A 26338-nucleotide genomic window follows, 5' to 3' on the forward strand; every position below is an offset into this window, starting at 1 on the left:
GATTCAAGCCTGCGTTCGGCCAGCGTGGTTTAACGGGGCGCCTAAGATCAAGATCAAAAGCAGATCAAGAGCAAGAGCGGCTCGCTTCGCATCGTGGTTACTGCAGGCTTCTATAGCCTACAAAGTTGTGTAGATGCCCCGATGAGGCGCTGAAGGCTTATAAAAAAACCCCGTGTTCAGTTAAGCGTACATCGCCCTCTGTAGGAGCGAGCTTGCTCGCGAAAAACGTCAACGATAACGCGTGTTTCCTGATTGAACGCGGCGCCTGTGGTTTTTCGCGAGCAAGAGCTAGGCGCCCCCTCGCTCCTACAAAAAGCCTTAACTGAACGGCATTACGCATTGTGTGCGGGCCTTTCTTTTTCAGCAGTCAGTGATCAACCCGCCACCAGCACTCGAATCGCTTCCAGTCGCAACGCGGCCTTGTCGAGCATGGCCAGGCCTTGCTCGCGCTGGTTGCGCAGGGCCACCAACTCGCTGTCGCGTACGGTTGGGTTGACCGCTTGCAGGGCGGTCAAGCGCGCCAGTTCTTCGTCGGTGTCGGCTGCCAGGCGACGCTTGGCCTCGGCCACGCGCTCGGCGTGACGCGGGGCGATTTTCTCTTCGCCGGCGTTGATGCGCGGCGTCAACTGGTCGCGCTGGGCCTGCACGAATTTGTTGGCGCTGGCACGCGGCACGCTTTCCAACTGGTCGTTCAAGGTCACGAACGACACGCGGCCGGACAGGTCATTGCCGTTGGCATCCAGCAGGCAGCGCAGGGCCGCCGGGGGCAGGTAGCGACCCAGTTGCAGCGAGCGCGGGGCAACCACTTCGCTGACATACAGCAGTTCCAGCAAGACGGTGCCCGGCTTGAGCGCCTTGTTCTTGATCAGCGCCACGGCGGTGTTGCCCATGGAGCCGGACAGCACCAGGTCCATGCCGCCTTGCACCATCGGGTGTTCCCAGGTGATGAACTGCATGTCTTCACGCGACAGCGCCTGGTTGCGGTCGTAGGTGATGGTCACGCCTTCGTCGTCGCCCAAGGGGAAGCTGGCGTCGAGCATCTTTTCGCTGGGTTTCAAGATCAGCGCGTTTTCCGAATGGTCTTCGCTGTCGATGCCGAAGGCGTCGAACAGGGTTTCCATGTAGATCGGCAGGGCGAACTGGTCGTCCTGCTCGAGGATGTCCTCGACCAGCGCATCGCCTTCACCGGCGCCGCCGGAGTTGAGTTCCAGCAAGCGGTCGCGGCCGGTGTGCAGTTCTTGTTCCAGACGCTCACGCTCGGCACGGGCCTCGTCGATCAGCGCTTGCCACTCGCCGTCGTCGGCGTTCTCCAGCAGCGGCAGCAGGCGTGGGCCGAACTGATGCTGCAAGGCGTTGCCGGTCGGGCAGGTATTGAGGAACGCGTTCAGCGCTTCGTGGTACCACTGGAACAGGCGCTCTTGCGGGCTGGTTTCCAGGTACGGCACGTGCAGTTCGATCACGTGTTTCTGGCCGATCCGGTCCAGACGGCCGATGCGCTGTTCCAGCAGGTCGGGGTGGGACGGCAGGTCGAACAGCACCAGGTGGTGGGAGAACTGGAAGTTGCGGCCTTCACTGCCGATTTCCGAGCAGATCAGCACCTGGGCGCCAAATTCTTCATCGGCGAAGTACGCTGCGGCGCGGTCGCGTTCGAGGATGTTCATGCCTTCGTGGAACACCGTGGCCGGGATGCCGGAACGTACGCGCAGGGCGTCTTCCAGGTCCATGGCGGTTTCGGCGTGGGCGCAGATCACCAGGACCTTGGTGCGCTTGAGCATTTTCAGTTGGTCGATCAGCCACTCGACACGCGGGTCGAAGCGCCACCAGCGGTGCTCTTCCTCGATGTCCGGTTGCGCCTGGAAGCTGACTTCGGGGTACAGCTCGGCATGTTCGCCCAGCGGCAACTCCATGTATTCGTCCGGGTTCGGCAGCGGGTAGGCGTGCAGTTTGCGCTCCGGGAAGCCTTGTACGGCGGCGCGGGTGTTGCGAAACAGCACGCGGCCGGTGCCGTGGCGGTCGAGCAGCTCACGCACCAGGCGCGCGCTGGCTTCGGTGTCGCCATCGTTGACGGCGGTCAGCAAGGCTTCGCCTTCGTTACCAAGGAAACCCTGGATGGTCTTGTGCGCGGCAGGCGACAAGCGGCCCTTGTCGAGCAGCTCCTGCACGGCTTCGGCCACCGGGCGGTAGTTCTCGCTCTCGGCGCGGAAGGCGTGCAGGTCGTGGAAACGGTTCGGGTCGAGCAGGCGCAGGCGCGCGAAGTGGCTGTCCTGGCCGAGTTGTTCCGGGGTGGCGGTGAGCAGCAGCACGCCGGGAATCACTTCGGCGAGTTGTTCCACCAGTGAATATTCGGCGCTGGCCTTGTCTTCATGCCACACCAGGTGGTGGGCTTCGTCGACCACCAACAGGTCCCAACCGGCCGCGAACAGCGCGTCCTGGGCCTTCTCGTCGTCTACCAGCCATTCCAGGGCGACCAGCGCCAGCTGAGTGTCTTCGAACGGGTTGGTGGCATCGCTTTCGATAAAGCGTTCTTCGTCAAACAGTGCAACCTGCAGGTTGAAGCGGCGGCGCATTTCCACCAGCCACTGGTGCTGCAGGTTCTCCGGGACCAGGATCAACACGCGGCTGGCGCGGCCCGAGAGCAACTGGCGATGGATCACCAGGCCCGCTTCGATGGTCTTGCCCAGGCCCACTTCGTCGGCCAGCAATACCCGTGGCGCGATACGGTCGGCGACTTCACGGGCGATGTGCAGTTGGTGCGCGATCGGTTGCGCACGCACGCCGCCCAGGCCCCACAGCGAGGACTGCAGTTGGCGGCTGGTATGTTCCAGGGTGTGGTAGCGCAGCGAGAACCAGGCCAGCGGGTCGATCTGCCCGGCGAACAGGCGGTCGCTGGCAAGGCGGAACTGGATGAAGTTGGACAGTTGGGTTTCCGGCAGCGTGACCTGCTCGTTCTGCCCGTTGAGGCCGTGGTAGACCAGCAGGCCGTCGACGTCGTCGACTTCCTGTACGGTCATTTTCCAGCCTTCGAAATGGGTGATGCTGTCGCCCGGCGAAAACCTCACGCGGGTGAGGGGCGCATTCCGTAGCGCATACTGGCGAGTGTCGCCAGTGGCCGGATAGAGCACGGTCAACAAGCGGCCGTCCTGTGCCAGAACGGTGCCTAACCCCAGCTCTGCTTCGCTGTCACTAATCCAGCGTTGCCCCGGTTGATACTGCTGCGCCATGCTGCCTGACTCCCGCCGTGAAAAAGCCGACTATCTTAACGGAACAAGGCCCCACGCCCAAGGACTCTGACGAAAACTACTGGGTTGGTGCGTACGCCCGCCGGCTAAATCGACGGGTGGCGGGCACTCACAACTGTCGACTGGGTCACAGCTTGGCGAGCGCGCGCTCAAGTCGCCCAGGGGCGCGCCGACAGCCTGTTGATCAGGAGAATCAAGATTATGTTGCCACCCATGCTGCCCGTCAGTGTCGTGCCGGTCACGTCGCAACTCGATCCGGTGCGCCAGAAGCCGGATATCCCGCCCGTCGTGCCGGTTCAACCGGGCTCCAACGAGAGCACCATCGACTTGAAAAAGGGCGATGCGGAGCAGTCGACCTTTCTGCTGCGCGAAGAACAACGCCGCCAGCAAGAGCAGCAAAAACGTCAGCGTGAAGCTGGCGACGACCCTGAGCAGCACCTGCCGATTCCCGGCGATCTGCTCAACGCCGACAACACCGTGCCCGTGGCGCCGCTGATTGAAGACGCGCCACGCCAGGGCTTGTGGGTCGACATCGAGGTTTAGTCGCGCAGTGCTCGCAAGGCCTCCAGCAGTAACGCGCAGTCCCGGTCGTCGTTGAGTGGGCTGACGGAGATTCGCGCAATGCTGTTCAGCCCGCGCGCCTGCATGTCCAGTGGTGTGTAGGCAACACCATTGGCGCCGATGTTGATGCGCTGCAAGCCCAGGCGCTGCTTGAGTTCGAAGGCGTCCCAACCGGTCAGGTTGAAGGCGATCAGTCCGGACTGCAGCGTGCCCATGTCATGCAAGGAAATCCCCGGTATCTGGCGCAGCCCTTCGCGGATTCGCGCGCTGGTGCGCGAGACGCCTTCCCATACCTGCTCGATCCCCAGTTGATTGATCTCCTGCAAGGCATTGCCGAGTCCGGCCAGCAAGGCAAAGGACGCTTCGCTGGTTTCGAAGCGCCGCGCGTCGTTGCGCACATCGAAACCTGCGGCGGTCCAGGGGGCTGAAAACACATCGCGCTGGGCAGGATTCAGGCGCTGCAAAAACGCCGGCCTTACATACAACAGTGCCGTGCCCCGTGGCCCGCGCAGGTGCTTGCGGCCGGCGCACTTGAGCACATCGCAGTGCAGCGCCTGTACATCCACAGGCACCTGGCCAAGCGCTTGGCCAGCGTCGATAAAGTAGGGGATGGCGTGACGCCGCGCCACTTCGCCGATGGCCTGGGCAGGGTTGATCAGGCCACCGTTGGCCGGCAGCCAAGTGAGGTTGATCAACTTCACGTCGGCGTCGATCATCGCCTCCAGCGCCACCGGGCACACTGCGCCGGCCGCGTCGCAGGGGATGACGTCGATTCGGGCACCTGCTTGCACGGCCATTGCCATGCTCGCCAGGTTACCGCCCCATTCATGCCGGCCGACCAGGATGCGGTCACCTGGCTGCCATGGGCCCAGGGCCTGGAACGCCAGGTTCCAGGCCGTCGAGCCACTGCTGGCGAAGGCAATCGAGGACGCGGGCGCATTGAGCAATTGCGCGGCGGCGTGACGGGCCTGCTCCACCAGCACGGCGCCATGCTCGCCAGCTTCCATCGGACCGTCCTGGGCTTCGCGTTGCAGTTGCGCGACGATGGCGTCGAGGGTGGCCTGGCTGGGCAGAGAAGCACCGGCATGATTGAAGTGCACGGTGCCGGCCTGGCAGCCGGGCGTGGCTGCTCGCAGTTGTTGGATGGCCAGCGGGGTCACGGTTGCAACTCGACAATGGCGTCGACTTCCACGGCCACGCCCGCCGGCAAACTGCTCACGCCGACGGCGGTGCGCACATGCTGGCCTTTGTCACCGAGGGCGTTGACCAACAGGTTCGACGCGCCATTGGCGACCGCGCTCTGGCGCTGGAAATCGGCGGTGCAGGCGATGAATACCCCCAGCTTCACGATGCGCACCACGCGCGACAGGTCATCGCCGAGGGCATCGCTCAGTTGCCCGAGCAGGCCCAGTGCCGCGAGTTCTGCCGCCTGCGCGCCTTGTTGATCATCCAGCGTGTCGCCCACGCGGCCGACGTAGGCGGGCGTGCCATCGAGCAGGGGAATTTGCCCGGAAATGAAGAGTTGGTTGCCGCTGACGACATGGTTGATGTAGTTGGCCGCCGGTTGGCTGGCAGTCGGCAGTGTCAGGCCAAGGGCGTGAACGCGTTGACGGATGGAGTCGCTCATGATGCAACCTCTTGAGGGGTGAGGTTCCAGCATGTTGGCTGCACGGGTGGTCGACAAACGGATAGATCTCAACCGACGCATCGAAAAAAATCATGCGTCGGCGCAGGTTTCCTGCAGCCACTGAATAAAACATGCCGCTGCTTCGCTCGGCGGACTGTGGGGCGTGATCAGCCAGTAGCCGATCTCACTGTGATAATGCGGCCAGTCGAACGCCTCCACCAGGCTGCCGTCGCGAAGCTTGCGCTGGATCAGGCGATGGCGGCCCATGGCGATTCCCTGGCCGGCCACGCTGGCTTCGACCACGATGTTGTAGTCATGCAGCATCACGCGAGGGTGGCGCTCGAGGTCGACCTGATAATGCTGCGACCAATCCGTCCACTCGAACGGGCGGTGTGAGGTGGCCATCAACAGCGGGCTATCGTGGGATTGGCCGGCCTTGAAGGCCGGGCTGCATACCGGTGACAGGGTTTCGGTCATCAGTCGCGTGGCGTGCACGTCGGGCCAGTCGCCCTTGCCGTAACGGATGGCCAGGTCAACCTCGGCACCGGCGACGTTGGCCAATTGAATGGCGGGCAGCAATTCAACCTGGATATGCGGGTAGCGATTGAGAAACTCCGCCAGGCGCGGCGCCAGCCACAGCGTGGCGAAGGACGCCAGCAAGCCGACGCGCAGCAGGCTGGGGCCGGGTACTGCTTTTTGGTGGCGGGTGGCGGTTGCAATGGCATCCAGGGCCGGGCGGATTTCGTTGTAGTAATGCTGGCCGTCCACCGTCAGATCTATCGCACGTGTGCGCCGGATAAACAGCGGTTTGCCCAAGTGTTGCTCAAGTTTCTGCACGTGGTGGCTCAGGGCGCTCTGGGTTACCGACAACTCATTTGCCGCCTTGATAAAGCTCAAGTGCCGCGCCACAGCCTCAAAGGCGCGCAGGGCCAGCAACGGAGGAAGGTCCTTGTGCAGTGCCACCGGGTTGCGTCTCCTGGGGAGAAAGGAAGGTGCCGATTCTGGTCGATGCCCTGCATTTTGTCGCCCGCTGATTTGCCGTCGGGCGCGGGAGACCGCATTATTGGGCATTCCCGCCATAACGTAAGCCAAGCCATGAGTGACGACGACAAGCTGATCGACCTGAATGCCGAACGCGCCAAGCGCGTGCATGACCTTAATGACAAACGCCTGAACGAAGTGCGCCAGGCATTTGAACAGGCGATGCCCTTGGGTAAAGCCAAGAAGAAGTCGAAGAACAAGCCGAAAAAACGTTGAATCAACTGGCCTTGATTGATCCAGGTCAGTTATTGCCCTTCTTTACGCCCCGTCGCGGGCGACATTGATCCCCGTCAATTTTCCATTCCGCCTTCTCCATTAACTTAGCCCTATCGCAACAGGGCAAGTGCAGAAGGCCGGTCATGTTTATCGATAATGTGGTATTTGCCGGAGTGCTGACCGTAAGCCTCATGGTGCTGTTTTTTGTTGGATTCGGATTTTTTATCTGGAAAGACGCAAACAAGCGTAAAAAACCTTAGGTTTTTCCGGATGACAGGGCACGCAAGGCATTTTGGGCGACTTCGGTCGCCCTTTTTTTTGCCTATCGTTCCCACGCTCTGCGTGGGAATGCCGCCTCGGACGCTCCGCGTCCCGCTGTTGAGGCCCGCGCATGGGTGACGCGGAGCGTCACGGAATGCATTCCCACGCAGAGCGTGGGAACGATCATCAACTGCCCAGCGCCCAGGACGCCAGCCAGAACAACCCGGCGGAGAGGCCTACGGTTGCCGGCAAGGTCAACACCCAGGCCATCAGGATGGTCTTGACCGTGCCGCCTTGCAGGCCGCTTTTGTTCGCGACCATGGTACCGGCCACGCCGGAAGACAACACGTGGGTGGTGGACACCGGCAGGGCGAAGATATTGGCGAAGCCGATCATGGTGGCGGTGGTGATCTGCGCCGACATGCCTTGGGCATAGGTCATGCCTTGCTTGCCGATCTTCTCGCCGATGGTCAGCACCACGCGTTTCCAGCCGACCATGGTGCCCAGGCCCAGGGCCAGTGCGACCGCGAGAATCACCCAGAACGGCGCGTACTCGGTCGTGGCGGTCAGGTCCTTGCGCAGCTTGTCGAGGTCGGACTTTTCACGCGCATCCAGGCCAGGCAGCTTGCCGACTTTCTTGGCGGTATCGTCCAGGCAGAGCAGGTAACGACGTACTTCGATGCGCTGGTCGGCACTCAACGCGTGGTAGTCGGAAACACCTTTGAGCGTATCAACCAGCGCGTTGATGGTCGGCTCGGTCTGCTGCGGGTTGCATTGGAACTTGCCCGGCAGATCGTCCTTCACACTTTTGCCCAGGGCCAGGAACTCGCCGAGCGTGGCATTGTTGCGCTGGTAGAACTGGCTCAAATGCACGGTGGCATCGCGGGTACGTTCGATCTGGTAGGTAGTGCTGCCCAGGTCGAGCACGAACTGCGCCGGCACGATACCGATCAGCACGAGCATGATCAGGCCGATACCTTTTTGCCCATCGTTGGAGCCGTGCACGAAGCTCACCGCCATGGCCGAAATCACCAGCACCAGGCGGTTCCAGAACGGCGGGTGCTTCTTGTCGTCAAGCTTGCGGCGCTGATCCGGGGTCTTGTGCATCTTCGACAGCGGGCGCCACCACTTCAGGCCAATCAGCACCAGGGCTGCGACGAGAAAGCCGGCCATCGGCGAGAACACCAGGGACGCACCGATATCGATCGCTTTCTGCCAGTTCACACCGTCAGCCAGGGGAATATCGTTGATCAGGGCGTTGGCCAGGCCCACACCGAGGATCGAGCCGATCAGCGTGTGGGAGCTGGAGGCCGGGATACCGAAGTACCAGGTGCCCAGGTTCCAGGTGATTGCCGCCGCCAACAATGAGAAGACCATCGCCAAACCATGGCCGGTGTTCACATTGATCAGCAACTCCACCGGCAGCAGATGCACGATGGCGTAGGCGACACCCACACCGCCGAGCAACACGCCGAGGAAGTTGAACACCCCGGAGAAGAACACCGCCAGGTGCGGCGGCATGGCCTTGGTATAGATGACTGTGGCCACCGCGTTAGCGGTGTCATGAAAGCCATTGATGAACTCGAAGGCGAGGACAAAGGCCAGGGCGAGCAACAGGCTCACTAGAACCCAAGCATCCAGTCCGCTGAATAAATCGATCATGAAGGTTTTCTGACCCGGTCGTAAGGGGGCGCGATTATGCCAGAAAACCTCGGTAATCGATGCATTAGCTGCTCATCGGTAACAATCTAGCGTGAAAAAAACCGGCCTGCACAGGCGCATCCCAGGGTTTTCGGGGCTTTGGCAAGTGCTTGATTTGTAAAGCCAGGGCGCGAAAAAACACGGTTTCGACACAAAAATGTCATGTGTGAAACATTTGTATGAAATTTCGTTAGCGGCAGTAGGGCGCCGACCAGTGGTTTTGAAGGTCGCTGCCCTTCGCAGGTGAAGATCGGCACCGACCGTAAAGCCTGGAGGCTCAACTCGCCCTAGGGCTCTTCGGCCTTGAGTTCTTGCTCGATCTTCTGGATTTCCTGGGCGAATGCCTGGTCCAGCAGGCTGGCGCGCTTGCGCCAGGGCTTACGTTCCGGCTCAGGCTGGGCGGCGTAGGTGGTGACTTCCCCGCCGTAAACGTCCTTGTAACGTTGCTCCTGGCGCTCAAGTTCCGCGCGCAGTTCATCTTTCGTCACAGTGTTACCTAATTGAGTTGGGTTTAATAAGGGTACAACTTCATGCCAAAAGGCGCCTCGGGTGTACATACTTCAACAGACGCCCTGTTCAAGTTTAAGCAGGGACCTGAGATCGCTTTTTCAATCCACTGCTTTAATCGACCCTGCGCACGGGATGCGGCGCCGGGCGAGCTCCGATCCCAATAACCGAATTGGGCTGACCTCTGTACAGGCTGCATTATAGCGACGCATTTGAAGAACGCTATCGGCATAAATTTAAAAAGCCTCAACTTCATGTGCGAGTTTTGTTACATCACCACGTAAGTGTTGGCTGAACATATACCCTCAAGGCAGCCGTTTTTTACCGGCAACGCACTGTGGCAGGTTCGGCAGCCGAGAATTGCGATAATCGCATCATCGTCCGATAATCGCCCAATGTTGCCGCCCTTGCCTTGTGCATCGCTCACCGTGCGGCTTGTAATAGCAGCCAGCCCTTCTGTGGTTGAAAACAAGAAAAAGGATCCCTGAAATGAACGATCAATTGCGCAACTCCTTCGCGTCGGTGGCGCCGCCGATCGTGGCATCACCGGCCAAGCGCATCCAGGCGTTCACCGGTGATCCGGACTTCATGACCTCCCTGGCCCGTGGCCTGGCCGTGGTGCAGGCGTTTCAGGAGCGCAAGCGTCACCTGACCATCGCCCAGATCAGCCATCGCACCGAAATTCCGCGTGCCGCCGTGCGCCGCTGCCTGCATACCTTGATCAAGCTGGGGTATGCCACCACCGATGGCCGTACCTACTCGTTGCTGCCCAAGGTGCTGACCCTGGGCCACGCCTATTTATCGTCGACCCCCCTGGCCGTGTCGGCCCAGCCCTACCTGGATCGCATGAGCGAACAGCTTCACGAGGCCTGCAACATGGCGACCCTTGAAGGCGACGACATTCTTTACATCGCCCGCTCGGCCACCACTCAGCGCCTGATTTCCGTTGACCTTTCCGTGGGCGGGCGCTTGCCGGCCTACTGCACCTCCATGGGCCGCATCCTGCTGGCCGCCCTGGATGACGCCTCGTTGCAGGATTACCTTGACCACGCCGACCTGCAAACCAAGACCAGTCGCACCTTGACCACGCCCGAAGCGTTGTTCGAATGCCTGCAACAAGTGCGTCAGCAGGGCTGGTGCATCGTCGATCAGGAACTGGAGCAGGGCCTGCGTTCGATCGCCGTACCGGTTTACGACGCATCCGGCCAGGTGTTGGCCGCGCTCAATGTCAGCACCCATGCCGGACGAGTCAGCCGCAGCGAGTTGGAGCAGCGGTTCCTGCCGAGCATGCTCAGCGCCAGTCGCGAGCTGAGCATGCAACTGTTTGCCTGAGTGTTCGGTGACCGCACAGAACCCGGCGTGATCAATTGACGCTGTTTCCCCTGGCTTATTAATGTGCGGCAGCGCTTAAGGGCGCGCTCCAATAATAATGGCGACCCCAGGTCGCTGGCCCGCCATCGGTGTGGAATAAAAATAATGAATCAGCCATCTGTCGGTTCTACCCTGGACGTGCAGTCCTTCATCAATGCCCAGCCCTTGTCACGTTACCAGTGGCGCGTGGTGATCCTGTGCTTCCTGATTGTCTTCCTCGACGGCCTCGACACCGCCGCCATGGGCTTTATCGCACCCGCGCTGTCCCAGGACTGGGGCATCGACCGCGCGAGCCTCGGCCCGGTGATGAGCGCCGCGTTGATCGGCATGGTCTTCGGCGCGCTGGGTTCCGGCCCGCTGGCCGACCGCTTCGGGCGCAAAGGGGTGCTGGTGGGCGCGGTGCTGGTGTTCGGTGCCTTCAGCCTGGCTTCGGCCTACAGCAGCAATGTCGATCAACTGCTGGTGTTGCGTTTTCTGACGGGCCTGGGGCTGGGCGCAGGCATGCCCAACGCCACCACGCTGCTCTCCGAATACACCCCCGAGCGGCACAAGTCGCTGTTGGTGACCAGCATGTTTTGCGGCTTCAACCTGGGCATGGCCGGTGGCGGGTTTATCTCGGCCAAGTTGATCCCGGCCTTCGGCTGGCACAGCCTGTTGTTGATCGGTGGCATCCTGCCGTTGATCCTGGGCGCGGTGCTGTTGGTGTGGTTGCCGGAGTCGGCGCGTTACCTGGTGGTGCGCAACCGTGGCACCGACAAGGTACGCAAGGCCCTGTCCCCGATTGAACCGGCCATTGTCGCCCAGGCCACTCACTTCAGCGTGCCGGAGCAAAAGACCGTCAAGGCGCGCAACGTGTTCGCGGTGATTTTTTCCGGTACCTACAGCGCCGGCACGCTGCTGCTGTGGCTCACCTATTTCATGGGCCTGGTGATTGTGTACCTGCTCACCAGTTGGCTGCCAACCCTGATGCGCGACAGTGGCGCCAGCATGGAGCAGGCCGCCTTTATCGGAGCCTTGTTCCAGTTTGGCGGCGTATTGAGCGCCGTCGGCGTGGGCTGGGCGATGGACCGGTTCAACCCGCACAAGGTGATTGGCACCTTCTACCTGTTGGCGGGGGTATTTGCCTACGCGGTCGGGCAGAGCCTGGGCAATATCACCCTGTTGGCGACCCTGGTGCTGATTGCCGGGATGTGCGTCAACGGTGCGCAATCGGCGATGCCCTCCCTGGCTGCGCGCTTCTACCCGACCCAGGGCCGCGCCACCGGCGTGTCGTGGATGCTCGGCATTGGCCGTTTCGGCGCGATTCTCGGTGCGTGGATGGGCGCTACCTTGCTGGGCCTGGGCTGGAACTTCGAGCAGGTGCTGACGGCGCTGGTGATTCCGGCGGGGTTGGCCACGGCAGCGGTGGTGATCAAGGGCATGGTCAGCCACGCCGATGCGACCTGATCTCTGGCGAGGTTAAAAGTGTGGGAGGGGGCTTGCCCCCGATTGCGGTGGGTCAGCCTGATAATTGCTGGCTGATACACCGCTATCGGGGGCAAGCCCCCTCCCACATTGGATCATCTGCGGTCAAGAAGTTAGCCAGGCAACAATGCGTTCGATAATCGAACGCTGAGTCGATTATCGGATTGTTCCACCCATTCCCCCGGCTTAATCTTCAAACACTTCGGCGCCCCCCTCAGCGCCTTTTTCGATCAACACCGGGAGCCCAACCCCATGGCTGAAATTCTCACCCTGCGCGATGCGGTCAAGCGCTTCGTGAACGACGGCGATACCGTCGCCCTCGAAGGCTTCACTCACCTGATCCCCACCGCCGCAGGTCATGAAATCATTCGTCAGGGCAAGAAAGACCTGACGCTGGTGCGTATGACGCCTGACCTGATCTACGACCAGTTGATCGGCGCCGGCTGTGCGCGCAAGTTGATTTTCTCCTGGGGCGGCAACCCGGGCGTGGGTTCCCTGCATCGTCTGCGCGACGCGGTGGAAAAACAGTGGCCGCAGCCGCTGGAGATCGAAGAACACAGCCATGCCGACCTGGCCAACGCCTACGTCGCCGGCGCCTCCGGCCTGCCGTTTGCGGTGCTGCGGGCCTACGCCGGTTCCGACTTGCCCAAGGTCAACCCGCTGATCAAGACCGTCACGTGCCCGTTTACTGGCGAAGTGCTGGCGGCGGTCCCGTCGGTACGCCCGGATGTGACGGTAATTCATGCGCAGAAGGCCGACCGCAAGGGCAACGTGCTGCTATGGGGCATTCTTGGCGTGCAGAAGGAAGCGGCCCTGGCGGCCAAGCGCTGCATCGTCACCGTCGAGGAAATCGTCGACGACCTGAACGCGCCGATGAACAGCTGCGTATTGCCGACCTGGGCCCTGACCGCCGTGTGCCATGTGCCCGGTGGCGCGCATCCGTCCTACGCCCATGGCTACAACGAGCGGGATAACCGTTTCTACCAGGCGTGGGACCCGATTGCCCGCGACCGTGGGACCTTTACCGCCTGGATCGACGAATACATCCACGGCACTGCTGATTTCAGCGAGTTCCAGGCCAGGCTGGCCAGCGCGCAGGAGGCCAAGTAATGACCTATTCCACCAATGAAATGATGACCGTCGCCGCCGCGCGCCGCCTCAAGAATGGCTCGGTGTGCTTCGTCGGCATCGGCCTGCCGTCCAAGGCGGCCAACCTGGCGCGCCTGACCTCCTCGCCTGACGTGGTGCTGATCTACGAGTCCGGCCCGATTGGCGCCAAGCCCTCGGTGTTGCCGCTGTCCATCGGTGACGGTGAGTTGGCGGAAACCGCCGATACCGTGGTGCCCACCGGCGAAATCTTCCGTTACTGGCTGCAAGGCGGGCGCATCGACGTCGGCTTTCTCGGCGCGGCTCAGGTCGACCGTTTCGGCAACATCAACACCACCGTGGTCGGCGATTATCACCAGCCCAAGGTACGTCTGCCGGGTGCCGGCGGCGCGCCGGAAATTGCCGGTTCCGCCAAAAGCGTGTTGATCATCCTTAAACAGTCGTCCCGTTCGTTTGTCGACAAGCTGGACTTCATCACCTCGGTCGGCCACGGCGAAGGCGGGGATTCGCGTAAGCGCCTGGGCCTGCCGGGCGCCGGTCCGGTCGGCATCATTACCGACCTGTGCATCATGGAGCCGGAGGAGGGCAGCCATGAGTTCGTGGTCACTGCGTTGCACCCTGGGGTGACCCGCGAGCAAGTGGTCGCGGCGACCGGCTGGGCCATTCGTTTTGCCGACCAGGTCGAGGTGACCGCCGAACCGACTGAGGTTGAGCTGAGCGCCCTGCGTGACCTCGAAGCACGCACCGCAGCCGCCCATGGCCAAGCACCGGGAGAAGCCTGATGCGCGATGTCTTTATCTGTGACGCCATTCGCACCCCCATCGGCCGCTTCGGCGGTGGCTTGTCCACGGTGCGCGCCGATGACCTGGCAGCCCTGCCGATCAAGGCGCTGATCGAACGTAACCCAACGGTGGAGTGGAGCGCCGTGGATGAAGTGTTCCTCGGCTGCGCCAACCAGGCCGGCGAAGACAACCGCAACGTGGCACGCATGGCGCTGCTGCTGGCGGGCCTGCCGGAGAGTATTCCCGGCGTGACCCTCAATCGCCTGTGCGCTTCGGGGATGGACGCCATCGGCACGGCCTTTCGCGCGATTGCCAGCGGCGAAATGGAGCTGGCGATTGCCGGCGGCGTCGAGTCGATGTCCCGCGCGCCGTTCGTGATGGGCAAGGCTGATGCGGCGTTTTCACGCACCATGAAGCTTGAAGACACCACCATCGGCTGGCGCTTTATCAACCCCTTGATGAAAGCCCAATACGGCGTCGACGCGATGCCGCAGACCGCCGATAACGTCGCCGACGACTACAATGTTTCGCGCGCCGACCAGGATGCCTTTGCCCTGCGCAGCCAGCAACGTACCGCTGCCGCGCAGGCCGCCGGCTTCTTTGCCGAAGAGATTGTGCCGGTGCGGGTGGCCCACAAAAAAGGCGAAACCGTGGTGGAGCATGATGAGCATCCACGGGACACCACCCTTGAGGCCCTGGCCAAACTCAAGCCGGTCAACGGCCCGGACAAGAGCGTCACCGCCGGCAACGCGTCGGGCGTCAACGATGGCGCCGCCGCGTTGATTCTGGCCTCGGCCGACGCGGTGAAAAAACACGGGCTCACCGCCCGCGCCAGGGTGTTGGGCATGGCCAGTGCCGGCGTCGCCCCGCGCGTGATGGGGATCGGCCCGGTGCCGGCGGTGCGCAAGCTGGTGGAGCGCCTCGGTCTGGCGGTCACCGATTTTGACGTGATCGAACTCAACGAAGCCTTCGCCAGCCAAGGCCTGGCCGTGCTGCGCGAGTTGGGGATCGCCGACGACGCGCCGCAGGTCAACCCCAACGGCGGCGCCATCGCTCTGGGGCACCCCCTGGGCATGAGCGGTGCGCGGCTGGTACTGACAGCCCTGCACCAGTTGGAAAAAACCGGCGGGCGCAAAGGCCTGGCGACCATGTGCGTGGGCGTGGGCCAAGGCCTGGCCCTGGCGATTGAACGCGTCTGATAAGAGAGGATTGCTGCATGAATGACAAGCCCGGTTACCGGCGCCCGCACGCGGGCACTCAACCTGACTACCTGCACCCGGCCTACCAGTCGACGAACTTGCGTTCGCCCTCGCAGCCGTTGGTGTTCCTGCCCCATTCGTTGTCGGAAATCACCGGCCCGACCATCGGCGCCGAGCGCGTCAGCGAGACAGACAACGACCTGACCGCCCAGCACGAGGGCGAGCCCCAGGGCGAACGCATCATCATTCACGGGCGGGTGCTGGACGAGAACGGCCTGCCGGTGCCGGGCATCCTCGTGGAGATCTGGCAGGCCAATGCCGCCGGTCGCTACAACCACGAGCGCGACCTGCACGATGCGCCGCTGGACCCGAACTTCACCGGCACCGGGCGCACCGTCACCGACGCCGAGGGCTGGTACCAGTTCCAGACCATCAAGCCCGGCGCCTACCCGTGGGGCAATCACCACAACGCCTGGCGCCCGGCGCATATCCACTTTTCGCTGTTCGGACCCAGCGTGCTGACGCGGCTGGTCACGCAAATGTATTTCCCCGGCGACCCGCTGCTCGAATACGACCCGATCTACAACTGCGTGCCGGACACCAGCGCCAAGCAACGCCTGATCGCAAGCTTCGATCTGGAAAAAACCATTCCTTCCTATGCCCTCGGCTACCGCTGGGACATCGTCCTGCGCGGCCGCGACGCCACGCCGATGGAGAAATGAGATGAGCCTTTACGCAACCACGTCCCACACCGTCGGGCCGTATTACCACATCGGCCTGACCTGGCTGAACCGCGAAGACCTGACGGTCGCCGCCACCCTGGGCGAACGCGTGGCGATCAGCGGGCAGGTGGTGGACGGCAACGGCGATGTGGTCAACGACGCCATGCTTGAGGTCTGGCAGGCCAACGCCGCCGGCAAGTACGACCACCCGGAAGACGAACAGGACAAAGCGCTGGATCCCAACTTCGAAGGCTTTGGCCGCGTGCCGGTGGATGCCGAGGGGCGCTTCCGCTTTACTACGATCAAGCCGGGCAGTGTGCCCGGGCTTCAAGGCACGACCCAGGCGCCGCATCTGGTGGTGCTGGTGTTTGCGCGCGGGTTGGTGAAGCACTTGCTGACGCGGATTTATTTTGACGGTGAGGCGTTGAATGGGGATGACCCCTTGCTGGCGTGTGTGCCGGCGCAGCGTCGCGGTACGTTGATTGCCAGGCAGGATGCGGCGGGGGTTTATCAGTGGGATGTGGTTTTGCAGGGGACAGACAGGGAAACGGTGTTTTTCGATTATTGAGTTGGCTGTAGGGCCCTATCGGGGGTAAGCCCCCTCCCACATTTGAATGTATTCACAAGTCCAAGTGTGGGAGGGGGCTTGCCCCCGATGGGGCCCTTACAAGCACTCCATAGCCAAAAGTCTGCTTGCATGACACGGTTGTTGCAAAGTATGTCTAGGCTATAACCGTTCCCACTGAGTAAAAACCATGACAACAAAAACCAGTCACTACACCGGAGAAGAACGCAGCAAACGGATTTTTGCGATTGTCGGTGCTTCCTCCGGCAACCTGGTCGAATGGTTCGACTTCTACGTCTATGCCTTCTGCGCGATTTACTTTGCGCCGGCCTTTTTCCCCTCGGACGACCCCACCGTCCAACTGCTCAACACCGCCGGCGTGTTCGCCGCCGGGTTCCTGATGCGTCCGATCGGCGGCTGGCTGTTTGGCCGGGTTGCCGACAAACATGGCCGCAAGAATTCCATGATGATCTCGGTGCTGATGATGTGCGCCGGTTCCCTGGTCATCGCTTTCCTGCCGACCTACAAGGATATCGGCGCCTGGGCCCCGGCGCTGCTGCTGGTGGCGCGGCTGTTCCAGGGGTTGTCGGTGGGGGGCGAATACGGCACCACGGCGACCTACATGAGCGAAGTGGCGCTCAAGGGCCAGCGCGGTTTCTTCGCCTCGTTCCAGTACGTGACCCTGATCGGCGGGCAACTGCTGGCGGTGCTGGTGGTGGTGATCCTGCAGCAGATTCTCACCGAAGAAGAATTGCGTGCCTGGGGCTGGCGTATTCCGTTCGTGATCGGCGCCATCGCGGCGGTGATCTCCCTGTTGCTGCGCCGCACCCTCAAGGAAACCACCAGCAAGGAAATGCGCGAGGACAAGGACGCCGGCAGTATCGTCGCGCTGTTCCGTGACCACGGCAAAGCCTTCATCACCGTGTTGGGCTACACCGCCGGCGGCTCGCTGATTTTCTATACCTTCACCACTTACATGCAGAAATACCTGGTGAACACCGTCGGCATGCACGCCAAGACCTCCAGCTACATCATGACCGGCGCGCTGTTTCTGTACATGTGCATGCAGCCGCTGTTCGGCATGCTCGCCGACAAGATCGGCCGGCGCAATTCCATGCTCTGGTTCGCCGGCCTCGGCACGCTGTTCACGGTGCCGATCCTGCTCACCCTGAAAACCGTCACCAGTCCGTTCCTGGCTTTTGTGCTGATCACGCTGGCACTGGCGATCGTCAGCTTCTATACCTCCATCAGTGGCCTGGTCAAAGCCGAGATGTTCCCACCTCAGGTGCGTGCATTGGGCGTGGGCCTGGCGTATGCCGTGGCCAACGCGGTGTTCGGCGGTTCGGCGGAAGTGGTTGCGTTGAGCCTGAAGTCCATCGGTATGGAAAACACTTTCTACTGGTACGTCACCGCGATGATGGCCGTGGCGTTCCTGTTCAGCTTGCGCCTGCCGAAACAGGCGGCGTACCTGCATCACGATTTGTAAGGGATGAGTTATGACACTGCGCACGAGCAACCAACTGTTCGACGCCTACTTCACCGCTGACAGCATGGCCGAGGTGTTCTGTGACCAGGGCCGCTTGCAGGGCATGCTGGATTTCGAGGCCGCGCTGGCCCGGGCCGAGGCCCAGGTCGGGTTGATCCCGCAGGCCGCCGTGGCGCCGATTGCCCAGGCCTGCCTGGCTTCGCTGTATGACGTGGATGCGCTCAGTGTGGCGATTGCCACGGCGGGCAATTCGGCGATTCCAGTGGTCAAGGCGCTGGGCAAGTTGATTGCCGCTGAAGACGCCGGGGCCGAGCGCTATGTGCACCTGGGGGCAACCAGCCAGGATGTGATGGACACCGGCCTGGTGGTGCAATTGCGCCGCGCGCTGGAGCTGATCGAAGCGGACCTGGCGCGCCTGGGCGATGTATTGGCGGCCCAGGCGCAGCGGCATGCATCGACCCCTCTGGTCGGGCGCACCTGGCTGCAACACGCTACGCCCGTCACCCTGGGCATGAAGATCGCCGGCTGGCTGGGCGCGGTGACGCGCAGTCGCCAGCGCCTGGTGGAATTGAAACCGCGTTTGCTGGTGCTGCAGTTTGGCGGTGCGTCGGGCACCCTGGCTGCGCTGGGCGAGCAGGCCATGCCGGTGGCGCAAGCCTTGGCTGCCGAGTTGCAACTGAACTTGCCCGAGCAGCCGTGGCACACCCAACGTGATCGTCTGGTGGAGTTTGCCAGCGTGCTTGGCCTGATCGCCGGCAGCCTTGGCAAGCTGGGTCGCGACATCAGCCTGTTGATGCAAACCGAAGAGGCGGAAGTGTTCGAGCCCTCGGCGCCGGGCAAGGGCGGCTCTTCGACCATGCCGCACAAGCGCAACCCGGTCGGCGCCGCCGTGCTGATCAGCGCCGCGACCCGCGTGCCCGGCCTGGTGGCGACGATGTTCAGTGCCATGCCCCAGGAGCACGAGCGTAGCCTGGGACTGTGGCACGCCGAATGGGAAACCTTGCCGCAGATCTGCCGATTGGTCTCGGGGGCACTGGAACAGGCGCTGCTGGTCAGCGAAGGGCTGGAGGTGGATGCCGAGCGCATGGCCCGCAATCTCGAGCTGACCCAGGGCCTGGTGCTGGCCGAAGCCGTCAGCAGCGTGCTGGCTCAGCGCCTGGGCCGTGAAACCGCGCACCACTTGCTGGAGCAGTGCTGCAAACGCGCGGTCGCCGAGCAGCGGCATTTGCGTGCCGTGCTGGCGGACCAGCCGCAGGTCACCGCCCAGTTGTCGTCGGCCGAACTGGACCGTCTGCTCGACCCGGCCAACTACCTGGGCCAGGCCTCTACCTGGGTCAGCCGCGCCGTGACCGAACACTTTGCATTGACTGCGTAAGGAGAACGCTGTGGCTTTCGTACAACTCGCCGAGGGCGACCTGCATTACCAACTCGATGGGCCCGCCGATGCACCGGTACTGGTGCTGTCCAACTCCCTGGGTACTGACCTACATATGTGGGACATCCAGGTGCCGGCATTCACCCAGCATTTTCGCGTGCTGCGTTTCGATACCCGCGGCCATGGCAAATCCCTGGTCACCGAGGGGCCCTACAGCATCGAACAGTTGGGCCAGGATGTGCTGGCGCTGTTGGATACGCTGGGCATCCAGCGTGCCCATTTCTGTGGGTTGTCCATGGGCGGGTTGATCGGCCAATGGTTGGGCATCAACGCCGGCACGCGGCTCGATCGCCTGGTGGTCTGCAACACCGCTGCCAGGATCGGCACACCTGAGGTGTGGAACCCGCGTATCGAAACGGTGTTGCGCGATGGCGCGGCGGCGATGGTTGCACTGCGTGATGCCTCGATTGCACGCTGGTTCACCGCCGATTTTGCCGCCGCCAACCCCCACCAGGCCGAGCAGATCACCGACATGCTCGCGGCCACCTCGCCCCAAGGCTATGCCGCCAACTGCGCGGCGGTGCGCGATGCGGATTTCCGTCATCAGTTGGCGTCGATCAAAGTGCCCACCCTGGTGATTGCCGGCACGGAAGACGCGGTGACACCACCCGCCGGCGGTCACTTTATCCAGAACCATGTGAAGGGCGCCGAATACGCCGAGTTCTATGCGGCGCATCTGTCCAATGTACAAGCCGGCGCTGCGTTCAGCGACCGCGTGATTGAATTTCTGCTGGGTCGCTGAGGAGCTTTTCGTGGACGAGAAACAACGTTATGCCGAGGGGCTGCAAGTGCGCCGTGAAGTGCTGGGCGACGCCCATGTGGAGCGCAGCCTCAATGCCCTGACCGAGTTCAACAGCGAGTTTCAGGAAATGATCACTCGCCATGCGTGGGGCGATATCTGGACCCGCCCGGGTTTGCCACGGCACACCCGCAGCCTGATCACCATCGCGATGCTGATCGGCATGAACCGCACCGAAGAGTTGAAGCTGCATTTACGTGCCGCCGCCAGCAACGGCGTGACCCGCGCCGAGATCAAGGAAGTGCTGATGCAAAGCGCGATTTATTGCGGGATACCGGCGGCGAATGCGACGTTCCATTTGGCCGCGTCGGTGTGGGATGAGTTGGGTATCGAGTCGCGCCAACCCTGAGTTGAAATGCGCTCAAAATATGGGAGGGGGCTTGCCCTGATGCCGTCTGTAGGAGCGAGCTTGATCGCGAAAAACTCACAGGCACCGCGTTCATTCAGAAAGTACGCGTTATCGTTGACGTTTTTCGCGAGCAAGCTTGCTCCTACAGGGGGGCTTCATTGACTGTAGAAGTCAGTTGGTATCGGCATCCCACAGCCAATTCCACACCCCCGGCAGATGCACCGGCTCGTTCACCTCCTTGACCGTGCGGGCCAGCGCCGCGCGTTGCAGGGTGGCGGTGTCGGTGTAGAAGGGCTCGGCGGCGGTCTTCAGGCCGTTGATGCGGGCGCTGTCCATCAGGATCTGCAGGTACTCCTGCAGATGCCGTGCGGTGTAGCGGTTGATGTCATGGAAGGTCACCACCACCGGTATCACGCCGTCCACCGTCGGCAACTCACCCAATGCGATGCGCTCACGCACCACTGACAGCTGGCGGTACAGGTTGGCGCGACGGCGTGGGCTGCCGTTGAAGCCCCAGATCTTGCCGTCGTTGGCACTCAGGTCGGTCAACAGCACCTGCATGCCGTGGCGTCGGTAGGCGGCGAATGTGCGGTGATCGTAGTTCCAGAACGGTGGCCGCACCAGCAGGGGCGGCGTGCCGGTGATGGCGGCGATGTCCGCCGCGCCCTGGGTCAGGGTGCGCTCCAGCTCGGCGTCACTGAGCCAGCGATGATTGGTATGAAACGTCGTCGCCGTGTGGAAGGCCAGCACATGGCCGGCGGCATACTCACGCACCATGGTCTTGCGGCCCCGCGCGCTGCCACCTGAACGGGCGGCTTGGGTCTGTAGAAAGAACACCGCCTTGATCCCTGGCGATACCGGGTTATCGGCCAGATCGGCCACCACTGAACGGCTCGGGTTGTTGTAGCCCGAGGCGCTGGGGCCGTCATCGAAGGTCAGCAGGAAACGGATTGGCGCCCGGGCCTGCAGGCGTTGCTCGGTCTGCGGCGTCAGGGCGATGGGCGAGCCGATACAGCCGCCCAGGCTCAGGGCCAGGGCGAACACTGCGATAGCGGAGGCGAAGGTTTTCATGCTGTGCGCGGGCTCGAATGAGAGGCCGCTGCTGGGGCGATCAGCAGCGGCAGGCGCGCACCATACAGTAACTGCGGCGCCGGTTTACAGCAGACTTATCGGGTAGCTGACGATCAACCGGTTTTCATCGAACTCATTGTTGCTGTAGTCACGCCGCATGCTGGAGTTGCGCCAGCGCAGGGTCAGGTTTTTCAGGCTGCCGCTTTGTACGGTGTAGCCCAATTCGCTTTCGCGCCCCCATTCCTTGCCGTCGGTCACCGTGCCGGTGTGCACGTTGCTGCCGCTGATATAGCGGTTCATCAGGGTAAGGCCCGGTACGCCAAGGGCGGCGAAGTTGTAGTCGTGGCGAACCTGCCAGGATTTTTCCTCGGCGTTGTCGTAGCTCGAGTTATAACTGTCGTTGGCCAGAGTGCCGCCGCTGGTGCCGTTGACACGCATCCAGGCGCTGTTGCCGGTGAGTTTTTGCAGGCCGACATAGAAGGTGTTGCCGCCGTGGCGGGCGGACAGCAAGCCGGACCAGGTCTTGTTGTCCAGCTCACCTGCCCGGGCGCTGCCGTCGTCCTTGCCGTAGAAGAACCCCAGGTTGGCGCCCAGGGTCCAGTCGCCCACGGGCTGGCTGTGAATCAGATTGACGAACTGCTGGCGGTAGATGTCCTTGAGCTGGGCATTCCACACTCCGACTTGCGTGCGTTTGTCGTTGAAGGCGTATTCGGCACCCTGGAAGTTGAAGCGATCGGACGTGAACGCGGTTTTGCCGGTCATCGACATGTCGCGCATGCTGCTGTCGTCCCGCGGGCTGTTGGCACGGAACTGACCGCCATACAGGGTCAGGCCATCGATTTCCTTTGACGTGATCTGCCCGCCGCGCAGGGTCTGCGGCAACGAGCGACCATCGTCCGAGCGCAAAATCGGCAGCACCGGCATCCATTCGCCGACTTTCACTTCAGTCCTGGAAACCCGCGCCTTGAAGGCCACGCCCAGGCGACCGAACGCATCGGCTGGGCGGCCGTCGTGGTCCAGCGGCAATAACTGCGTGCCACCGGTGCCACGCCCGCCATCGAGCTTGAGCGAGTACAAACCCAGCACGTCGACACCGAAACCGACCGTGCCTTGAGTGAACCCGGACTTGGCGTCGAGGATGAAACTTTGCGTCCACTCCTGCGCGCCGCCCTGGGTTTTGGTCGGGTTGGTGTAATTGCGGTTGAAGAAGAAATTGCGCAGGTTGAGGTTGGCGCTGGCGTCCTCGAGAAAGCCGTGTTCTTCGGCGACGACGGGCAGGGCAAGGCTGGCGACAGCGGTTGCCAGCAATAGCTGGCGCGGGCGGAACGTGCTCATGGTGTTGGACCTGTTGTTATTGGGGTTATGCAGGTGCGGGCATGGTGCGGGGCGGTACGGGGGCGATGAAAGTGGGGGAGAGCGGGTTGTGTGCGATGATCGAACGCAAGTTGCGGGCCTGCGCAATACGCTCAGGCCCGAGCGTCTCGTTACCGTTTGGGCAGGTCGATATGGGACCATGGCACCGCTGGCAGGTAATGCTGCGCGGCGATGATCACCGCCACCATCACCACCAGGAATACCACTTGCAGCGGGCTCCAGAAGGCCCAATGCAGGCCATTGAGCCACGGAAATTTCAGACTTTTCTCACCCATGTGGCCGATGCGTTTGCTGTGCAGCAGGTTGATCAGCAGCATCCCGGCATACGTAATCGCTCCCAGAATGCCCAGTGCCAGCCCGCACACCGCGAGCATGGCCAATTGCGGAATGCCGTGGCGTAACACCAGCCAATACTGGTTGGGGTTGACGCGTTTAGGGATCAAATACTGGCTCAGCCACACGTCCGCAACTACAAAGGACGCACTCATCCCGGCCCACATCTGCGTGATCCGAAAGAAGACCGCGGCCGGCAAGATCGCCAATACCACTAAGATGAGTACAACCCCGAAGTCCAGCTTTTCGGTTTCAACGTGAACGAGGTTCAGGACAGCGGCCAAGGCAAAGATCGCCCAGAGCCGGATAAGCACATGGACGTAAATCGGTCGTGGGACGAATTTGCGCCAGAAGAACAGGTCGCTTTGGGGCAGGCGTTCGATCAACTGCGGATAACGCCAGGTCAGGGTTTCGCCCAGATGCTGGCAAGCGTTCCATTCGTTTTGGCCAAACCTGCCGATGATGCGCATCTGTTGGGTTGCGGTCATGGGCGTGAGCAACAAGCGCGCGGCGAGGGCATCGGCGGAGGTGCGCCGCGTGTCCTGGGCTTTGTCTTGGAGGCTGATATAAAAGCTTTCCTGCTCGCAACGCGACACCAGGCTGCGCCACATCCACGCGGGTTCCGCAAACACGCCTTTCTGGTCGTCCCAGCCAAAGGCCTGGCATACGCGTTCAAACAGCGGCACGCTCCATTGGGTGTCGTGCAGCAGTTGCAGAATAATGTGTTGCCACTGTTGCTGCTGATCGAACACCCGCAGCCAGGCTTGCTCGTTGTAGTGCGTCAGTTGGGTGATGAACTCGCGCTCGGCCTTTTGCTCCAGCAGTTCCTGCAAGTTGAGGCGATAGTCCTGCAACAGCTCACTGGTCAGTGCATCGTGCTGCCATGGCGTCATGGCCACCCGTTGCCAGGGTGTCAGCCATTCCAGATGTTGCATCGCCCAACGGGTAATTGCACTGCGCTCGCCGGGGGCTTCAAAGCAGTGGCGCAGCAGGCCGGCCTGGAAGGCGTCGCTGCAGTCCTGTTGCCGGGCCTGGGCCCAGCGTTCATCGAGGTTGTCGGCGTTGAGGCCGGTGAGCAACCCGTGGACCGGGTCAGGTTTTGGCGCTTCAAAAGGCGCGGGGCTGAGCGTGCTGACGTCCATCAGCTCGGCCAAATCCTTGAGGTGGCTGTCGGTCTGTTCGACAACGGCAGTTGCGCGCTCTTCCTCTTCGTTGTCTGCACGCCAGCGTGCGTACCCCAATGCAGCCTCATAGGCTTCGCGCAGACGCTGGAACCCTTCGGGATCATCGTCCGGGCGGCAGCTTTTCAGCAGTCGCGCGTAGGTTCGCTTGATGGTCCGTTCGTCGGCATCGTCCGCCAATTGCAACACTGTCCAACAGTCCATGTGGATTTCCTTCAGCGCCAGAACCCGTTATCGAGTTGCTCAAGTTGTCGGGTCAGTTCGCTGCGGGCCTCACGGATGCGGCGCTCGTCCTGGGTGTCGAGCACTTGCTGAAACTGCGCGGCCCAGTGTCCGAGTTGCTCGCGCAGCTCGCCCAGGCTTTCCTGGTAGAGCCGTTCGAGGCGGGCGGTCAGCACGGTGTTGACCTGCTGGTCGCGCGGGTGAATTTTCAACAATGCCAACGCTTGCAGGCGTTGCTGGATCTCTTGCGGGCTGAGCACGCCAGGATTGTTTTCGATCACCAGCGAGTGCTGCTCGCCGGTCAGCGGAATGTTCACCTGGGCTTCGAGCAAACCGTTGTTGTCGTAGGTGAAGCGCACGTCCAGTGAGACTTCGCCAGCCTTGCGCTTGGGCACGGGGATTTCCAACTGGCCCAGTTCGATGTTGTCTTTCACCAGACGGCTTTCGCCTTGGTAGATTTTCAGCAGCACGCGGGGCTGGTCGTCGTAGAGCGTGACCACGCTTTTGACCCGGCTCACCGGCACGCTGCTGTTGCGTTCGATCAGCGGCAGGTAATGCCCGCTTTCGATATGGCCGCCGTACTGGTTCGAGGTTTCGATACCGAGGGTGTAGGGGCAGACGTCGGTCAGCACGATTTCTTCCAGTGCCGCCGAGCGGGCCTTGAGCGCGGCCTGGATAGCCGCGCCGTGGGCGACCACCTGGTCCGGGTCGAGGCTGATGGACGGGAAACGCCCGAACAAACCAGCGGCCAGTTTGCGCACCAGCGGCATGCGCGTGGTGCCGCCGACCAGCAGGATTTCATCCAGGTCACCGACCCGAATGCGTGCGTCTCGCAGGGCGCGTTCAATCGGTGCGCGCAGGCGTTCCAACAAGGGCGTGTAGAGCTTGGCGAGTTCGGCCTGGGTGATGGTTGTGACCCACTGCTGGCCATCGATACGCAGGGCGAACTCGGCGCTGTCGTCCTGGCCCAAGGCTTTGCGCACGCGCTCGGCTTCGCGACGCAGGGCTTGCAACACACTGCGGGTGGGCGGGAAACCCTGGGCATTGCGCTGGCTGTCGACGAAGTGTTCCAGCAACAACGTGTCGAAGTCTTCGCCGCCCAGGAAGTTGTCGCCGGCGCTGGCGCGTACTTCCATCACACCGTCGAACAGCTCGATGATCGACACGTCAAAGGTGCCGCCGCCGAGATCGAAAACCAGGAACGAGGTTTCCTTGTCACGCTGGTGCAAGCCATAAGCCAAGGCGGCGGCGGTGGGTTCGTTGATCAGTTTTTCAACATTGAGCCCGGCCAGTTCACCGGCAATGCGCGTGGCTTTGCGCTGGCCGTCGCTAAAGTAGGCGGGCACGCTGATCACCGCTTCGGTGACGGTTTGGCCATAGGTGCGCTCGATGTCTTCCTTGAGGCTTTTGAGGACCAGCGCCGACAGCTCTTCGGGGCGGAACGAGCGGTCGCCCAGGCGCACTTCGGTGGCACTGCCCATGTAGCGCTTGAACAGCGATGTGGTCAGGTGCGGGTGAGTATGCAGGCGTTCCTTGGCGGCTTGGCCCACCAGGATACGGCCTTGATCATCCAGGCCTACCACGCTTGGGGTCAGCAACTGGCCAAGTGCATTGGGCACCATTTCGGCGGCATCGCCGCGCCACACGGCGGCCAGGCTATTGGTCGTGCCCAGGTCAATGCCTACGATCATTACGACAAGCTCCCTCTGTGGTCTGTAAGAATCT

General features: G+C 62.2%; 24 protein-coding genes. 14 read left to right on the forward strand and 10 right to left on the reverse strand.

Features of this window, described 5'->3' with window-relative positions:
* Positions 1–374: 374 nt before the first annotated feature.
* Positions 375–3221, reverse strand: a complete 2847-nt coding sequence (rapA, locus tag BFP90_RS13805) for an RNA polymerase-associated protein RapA (protein ID WP_065886151.1) — start codon at positions 3219–3221, stop codon at positions 375–377.
* A gap of 219 nt (positions 3222–3440) precedes the next feature.
* Between rapA and BFP90_RS13810 the strand changes: the two genes are divergently transcribed.
* A complete protein-coding gene (locus tag BFP90_RS13810; RefSeq protein WP_065893415.1) occupies positions 3441–3782 on the forward strand; it encodes an aspartate-semialdehyde dehydrogenase in 342 nt (113 codons plus the stop codon).
* Here the strand turns inward: BFP90_RS13810 and BFP90_RS13815 are convergent.
* From BFP90_RS13815 to BFP90_RS13825, 3 genes are all read right to left on the reverse strand, one after another.
* On the reverse strand, positions 3779–4960 hold the full coding sequence (locus tag BFP90_RS13815) for an aminotransferase class V-fold PLP-dependent enzyme (RefSeq protein WP_065897016.1): 1182 nt from the start codon (positions 4958–4960) through the stop codon (positions 3779–3781). The genes BFP90_RS13810 and BFP90_RS13815 overlap by 4 nt on opposite strands.
* Complete coding sequence (locus BFP90_RS13820) at positions 4957–5427, reverse strand: RidA family protein (RefSeq protein WP_065897017.1); 471 nt, start codon at positions 5425–5427, stop codon at positions 4957–4959. Before BFP90_RS13820 ends, BFP90_RS13815 begins: the two co-directional genes overlap by 4 nt.
* Before the next feature lie 90 nt (positions 5428–5517).
* Positions 5518–6390 (reverse strand): LysR substrate-binding domain-containing protein, encoded by an 873-nt coding sequence (locus BFP90_RS13825; protein WP_065897019.1) that lies wholly within the window; start codon positions 6388–6390, stop codon positions 5518–5520.
* 132 nt (positions 6391–6522) lie between these two features.
* On the opposite strand from BFP90_RS13825, the gene BFP90_RS28820 reads away from it, so the two are divergent.
* Together BFP90_RS28820 and ccoM are read left to right on the forward strand one after the other, a co-directional pair.
* Positions 6523–6684 (forward strand): hypothetical protein, encoded by a 162-nt coding sequence (locus tag BFP90_RS28820; protein ID WP_090408332.1) that lies wholly within the window; start codon positions 6523–6525, stop codon positions 6682–6684.
* A gap of 143 nt (positions 6685–6827) precedes the next feature.
* Complete coding sequence (gene ccoM, locus BFP90_RS29430; protein ID WP_017530457.1) at positions 6828–6944, forward strand: cytochrome c oxidase subunit CcoM; 117 nt, start codon at positions 6828–6830, stop codon at positions 6942–6944.
* 187 nt (positions 6945–7131) lie between these two features.
* Here ccoM and BFP90_RS13835 read toward each other — a convergent pair whose 3' ends face one another.
* Both BFP90_RS13835 and BFP90_RS13840 read right to left on the reverse strand, forming a co-directional pair.
* Entirely contained in the window at positions 7132–8607 is a 1476-nt protein-coding gene (locus BFP90_RS13835) for an inorganic phosphate transporter (protein ID WP_057723136.1), read from the reverse strand.
* 326 nt (positions 8608–8933) lie between these two features.
* Positions 8934–9134, reverse strand: coding sequence for a hypothetical protein (locus BFP90_RS13840; protein ID WP_003172389.1), 201 nt, complete (start codon positions 9132–9134; stop codon positions 8934–8936).
* Positions 9135–9642: 508 nt separating this feature from the next.
* Between BFP90_RS13840 and pcaR the strand changes: the two genes are divergently transcribed.
* From pcaR to pcaC, 11 genes are all read left to right on the forward strand, one after another.
* Positions 9643–10485 carry a pca regulon transcriptional regulator PcaR gene (pcaR, locus tag BFP90_RS13845; protein WP_065886157.1) on the forward strand — a complete coding sequence of 281 codons (843 nt, stop codon included), beginning with the start codon at positions 9643–9645 and terminating at the stop codon, positions 10483–10485.
* Positions 10486–10629: 144 nt separating this feature from the next.
* Positions 10630–11970 (forward strand): MFS transporter, encoded by a 1341-nt coding sequence (locus tag BFP90_RS13850; RefSeq protein ID WP_065893420.1) that lies wholly within the window; start codon positions 10630–10632, stop codon positions 11968–11970.
* 270 nt (positions 11971–12240) lie between these two features.
* Positions 12241–13098: a CoA transferase subunit A gene (locus BFP90_RS13855; protein ID WP_065886159.1), complete on the forward strand. Its 858-nt coding sequence runs from the start codon at positions 12241–12243 to the stop codon at positions 13096–13098.
* Positions 13098–13877 carry a CoA-transferase subunit beta gene (locus tag BFP90_RS13860; RefSeq protein ID WP_065886160.1) on the forward strand — a complete coding sequence of 260 codons (780 nt, stop codon included), beginning with the start codon at positions 13098–13100 and terminating at the stop codon, positions 13875–13877. The genes BFP90_RS13855 and BFP90_RS13860 overlap by 1 nt, the downstream gene beginning before the upstream one ends.
* On the forward strand, positions 13874–15076 hold the full coding sequence (pcaF, locus tag BFP90_RS13865; RefSeq protein WP_176717566.1) for a 3-oxoadipyl-CoA thiolase: 1203 nt from the start codon (positions 13874–13876) through the stop codon (positions 15074–15076). The genes BFP90_RS13860 and pcaF overlap by 4 nt, the downstream gene beginning before the upstream one ends.
* 17 nt (positions 15077–15093) lie before the next feature.
* Positions 15094–15798 carry a protocatechuate 3,4-dioxygenase subunit beta gene (gene pcaH, locus BFP90_RS13870; protein WP_065897021.1) on the forward strand — a complete coding sequence of 235 codons (705 nt, stop codon included), beginning with the start codon at positions 15094–15096 and terminating at the stop codon, positions 15796–15798.
* Position 15799: 1 nt separating this feature from the next.
* Entirely contained in the window at positions 15800–16366 is a 567-nt protein-coding gene (gene pcaG / locus BFP90_RS13875; protein WP_065886163.1) for a protocatechuate 3,4-dioxygenase subunit alpha, read from the forward strand.
* 187 nt (positions 16367–16553) lie between these two features.
* Positions 16554–17849 carry an MFS family transporter gene (locus BFP90_RS13880; protein ID WP_065886164.1) on the forward strand — a complete coding sequence of 432 codons (1296 nt, stop codon included), beginning with the start codon at positions 16554–16556 and terminating at the stop codon, positions 17847–17849.
* 10 nt (positions 17850–17859) lie between these two features.
* Positions 17860–19224, forward strand: coding sequence for a 3-carboxy-cis,cis-muconate cycloisomerase (locus tag BFP90_RS13885; RefSeq protein ID WP_065897023.1), 1365 nt, complete (start codon positions 17860–17862; stop codon positions 19222–19224).
* Positions 19225–19234: 10 nt separating this feature from the next.
* Entirely contained in the window at positions 19235–20026 is a 792-nt protein-coding gene (pcaD, locus tag BFP90_RS13890) for a 3-oxoadipate enol-lactonase (RefSeq protein ID WP_065893424.1), read from the forward strand.
* A 10-nt stretch (positions 20027–20036) separates the two neighbouring features.
* Positions 20037–20432 carry a 4-carboxymuconolactone decarboxylase gene (gene pcaC, locus BFP90_RS13895; RefSeq protein ID WP_065897025.1) on the forward strand — a complete coding sequence of 132 codons (396 nt, stop codon included), beginning with the start codon at positions 20037–20039 and terminating at the stop codon, positions 20430–20432.
* 171 nt (positions 20433–20603) lie between these two features.
* Here the strand turns inward: pcaC and BFP90_RS13900 are convergent, their stop codons facing one another.
* The 4 genes from BFP90_RS13900 to BFP90_RS13915 form a co-directional block, all read right to left on the reverse strand.
* Positions 20604–21503, reverse strand: coding sequence for a polysaccharide deacetylase family protein (locus BFP90_RS13900; RefSeq protein WP_065897027.1), 900 nt, complete (start codon positions 21501–21503; stop codon positions 20604–20606).
* An 84-nt stretch (positions 21504–21587) separates the two neighbouring features.
* Entirely contained in the window at positions 21588–22838 is a 1251-nt protein-coding gene (locus tag BFP90_RS13905) for an OprD family porin (protein WP_065897029.1), read from the reverse strand.
* Positions 22839–22987: 149 nt separating this feature from the next.
* Complete coding sequence (locus BFP90_RS13910; protein ID WP_065897031.1) at positions 22988–24595, reverse strand: J domain-containing protein; 1608 nt, start codon at positions 24593–24595, stop codon at positions 22988–22990.
* Between the two features lie 11 nt (positions 24596–24606).
* On the reverse strand, positions 24607–26304 hold the full coding sequence (locus BFP90_RS13915; RefSeq protein WP_065886171.1) for a molecular chaperone HscC: 1698 nt from the start codon (positions 26302–26304) through the stop codon (positions 24607–24609).
* Positions 26305–26338 lie beyond the last annotated feature (34 nt).

This window comes from Pseudomonas sp. 24 E 13, from assembly GCF_900004715.1.
GTDB lineage: Bacteria > Pseudomonadota > Gammaproteobacteria > Pseudomonadales > Pseudomonadaceae > Aquipseudomonas > Aquipseudomonas orientalis_A.

Bases quoted from the DNA above. Each gene is read 5' to 3' on its own strand.
- rapA (WP_065886151.1), bottom strand. From the start codon at position 3,221: ATGGCGCAGCAGTATCAACCGGGGCAACGCTGGATTAGTGACAGCGAA.
- BFP90_RS13810 (WP_065893415.1), top strand. From the start codon at position 3,441: ATGTTGCCACCCATGCTGCCCGTCAGTGTCGTGCCGGTCACGTCGCAA.
- BFP90_RS13820 (WP_065897017.1), bottom strand. From the start codon at position 5,427: ATGAGCGACTCCATCCGTCAACGCGTTCACGCCCTTGGCCTGACACTG.
- BFP90_RS28820 (WP_090408332.1), top strand. From the start codon at position 6,523: ATGAGTGACGACGACAAGCTGATCGACCTGAATGCCGAACGCGCCAAG.
- ccoM (WP_017530457.1), top strand. From the start codon at position 6,828: ATGTTTATCGATAATGTGGTATTTGCCGGAGTGCTGACCGTAAGCCTC.
- BFP90_RS13835 (WP_057723136.1), bottom strand. From the start codon at position 8,607: ATGATCGATTTATTCAGCGGACTGGATGCTTGGGTTCTAGTGAGCCTG.
- pcaR (WP_065886157.1), top strand. From the start codon at position 9,643: ATGAACGATCAATTGCGCAACTCCTTCGCGTCGGTGGCGCCGCCGATC.
- BFP90_RS13850 (WP_065893420.1), top strand. From the start codon at position 10,630: ATGAATCAGCCATCTGTCGGTTCTACCCTGGACGTGCAGTCCTTCATC.
- BFP90_RS13855 (WP_065886159.1), top strand. From the start codon at position 12,241: ATGGCTGAAATTCTCACCCTGCGCGATGCGGTCAAGCGCTTCGTGAAC.
- BFP90_RS13860 (WP_065886160.1), top strand. From the start codon at position 13,098: ATGACCTATTCCACCAATGAAATGATGACCGTCGCCGCCGCGCGCCGC.
- pcaH (WP_065897021.1), top strand. From the start codon at position 15,094: ATGAATGACAAGCCCGGTTACCGGCGCCCGCACGCGGGCACTCAACCT.
- pcaG (WP_065886163.1), top strand. From the start codon at position 15,800: ATGAGCCTTTACGCAACCACGTCCCACACCGTCGGGCCGTATTACCAC.
- BFP90_RS13880 (WP_065886164.1), top strand. From the start codon at position 16,554: ATGACAACAAAAACCAGTCACTACACCGGAGAAGAACGCAGCAAACGG.
- BFP90_RS13885 (WP_065897023.1), top strand. From the start codon at position 17,860: ATGACACTGCGCACGAGCAACCAACTGTTCGACGCCTACTTCACCGCT.
- BFP90_RS13900 (WP_065897027.1), bottom strand. From the start codon at position 21,503: ATGAAAACCTTCGCCTCCGCTATCGCAGTGTTCGCCCTGGCCCTGAGC.
- BFP90_RS13905 (WP_065897029.1), bottom strand. From the start codon at position 22,838: ATGAGCACGTTCCGCCCGCGCCAGCTATTGCTGGCAACCGCTGTCGCC.
- BFP90_RS13910 (WP_065897031.1), bottom strand. From the start codon at position 24,595: ATGGACTGTTGGACAGTGTTGCAATTGGCGGACGATGCCGACGAACGG.
- BFP90_RS13915 (WP_065886171.1), bottom strand. From the start codon at position 26,304: ATGATCGTAGGCATTGACCTGGGCACGACCAATAGCCTGGCCGCCGTG.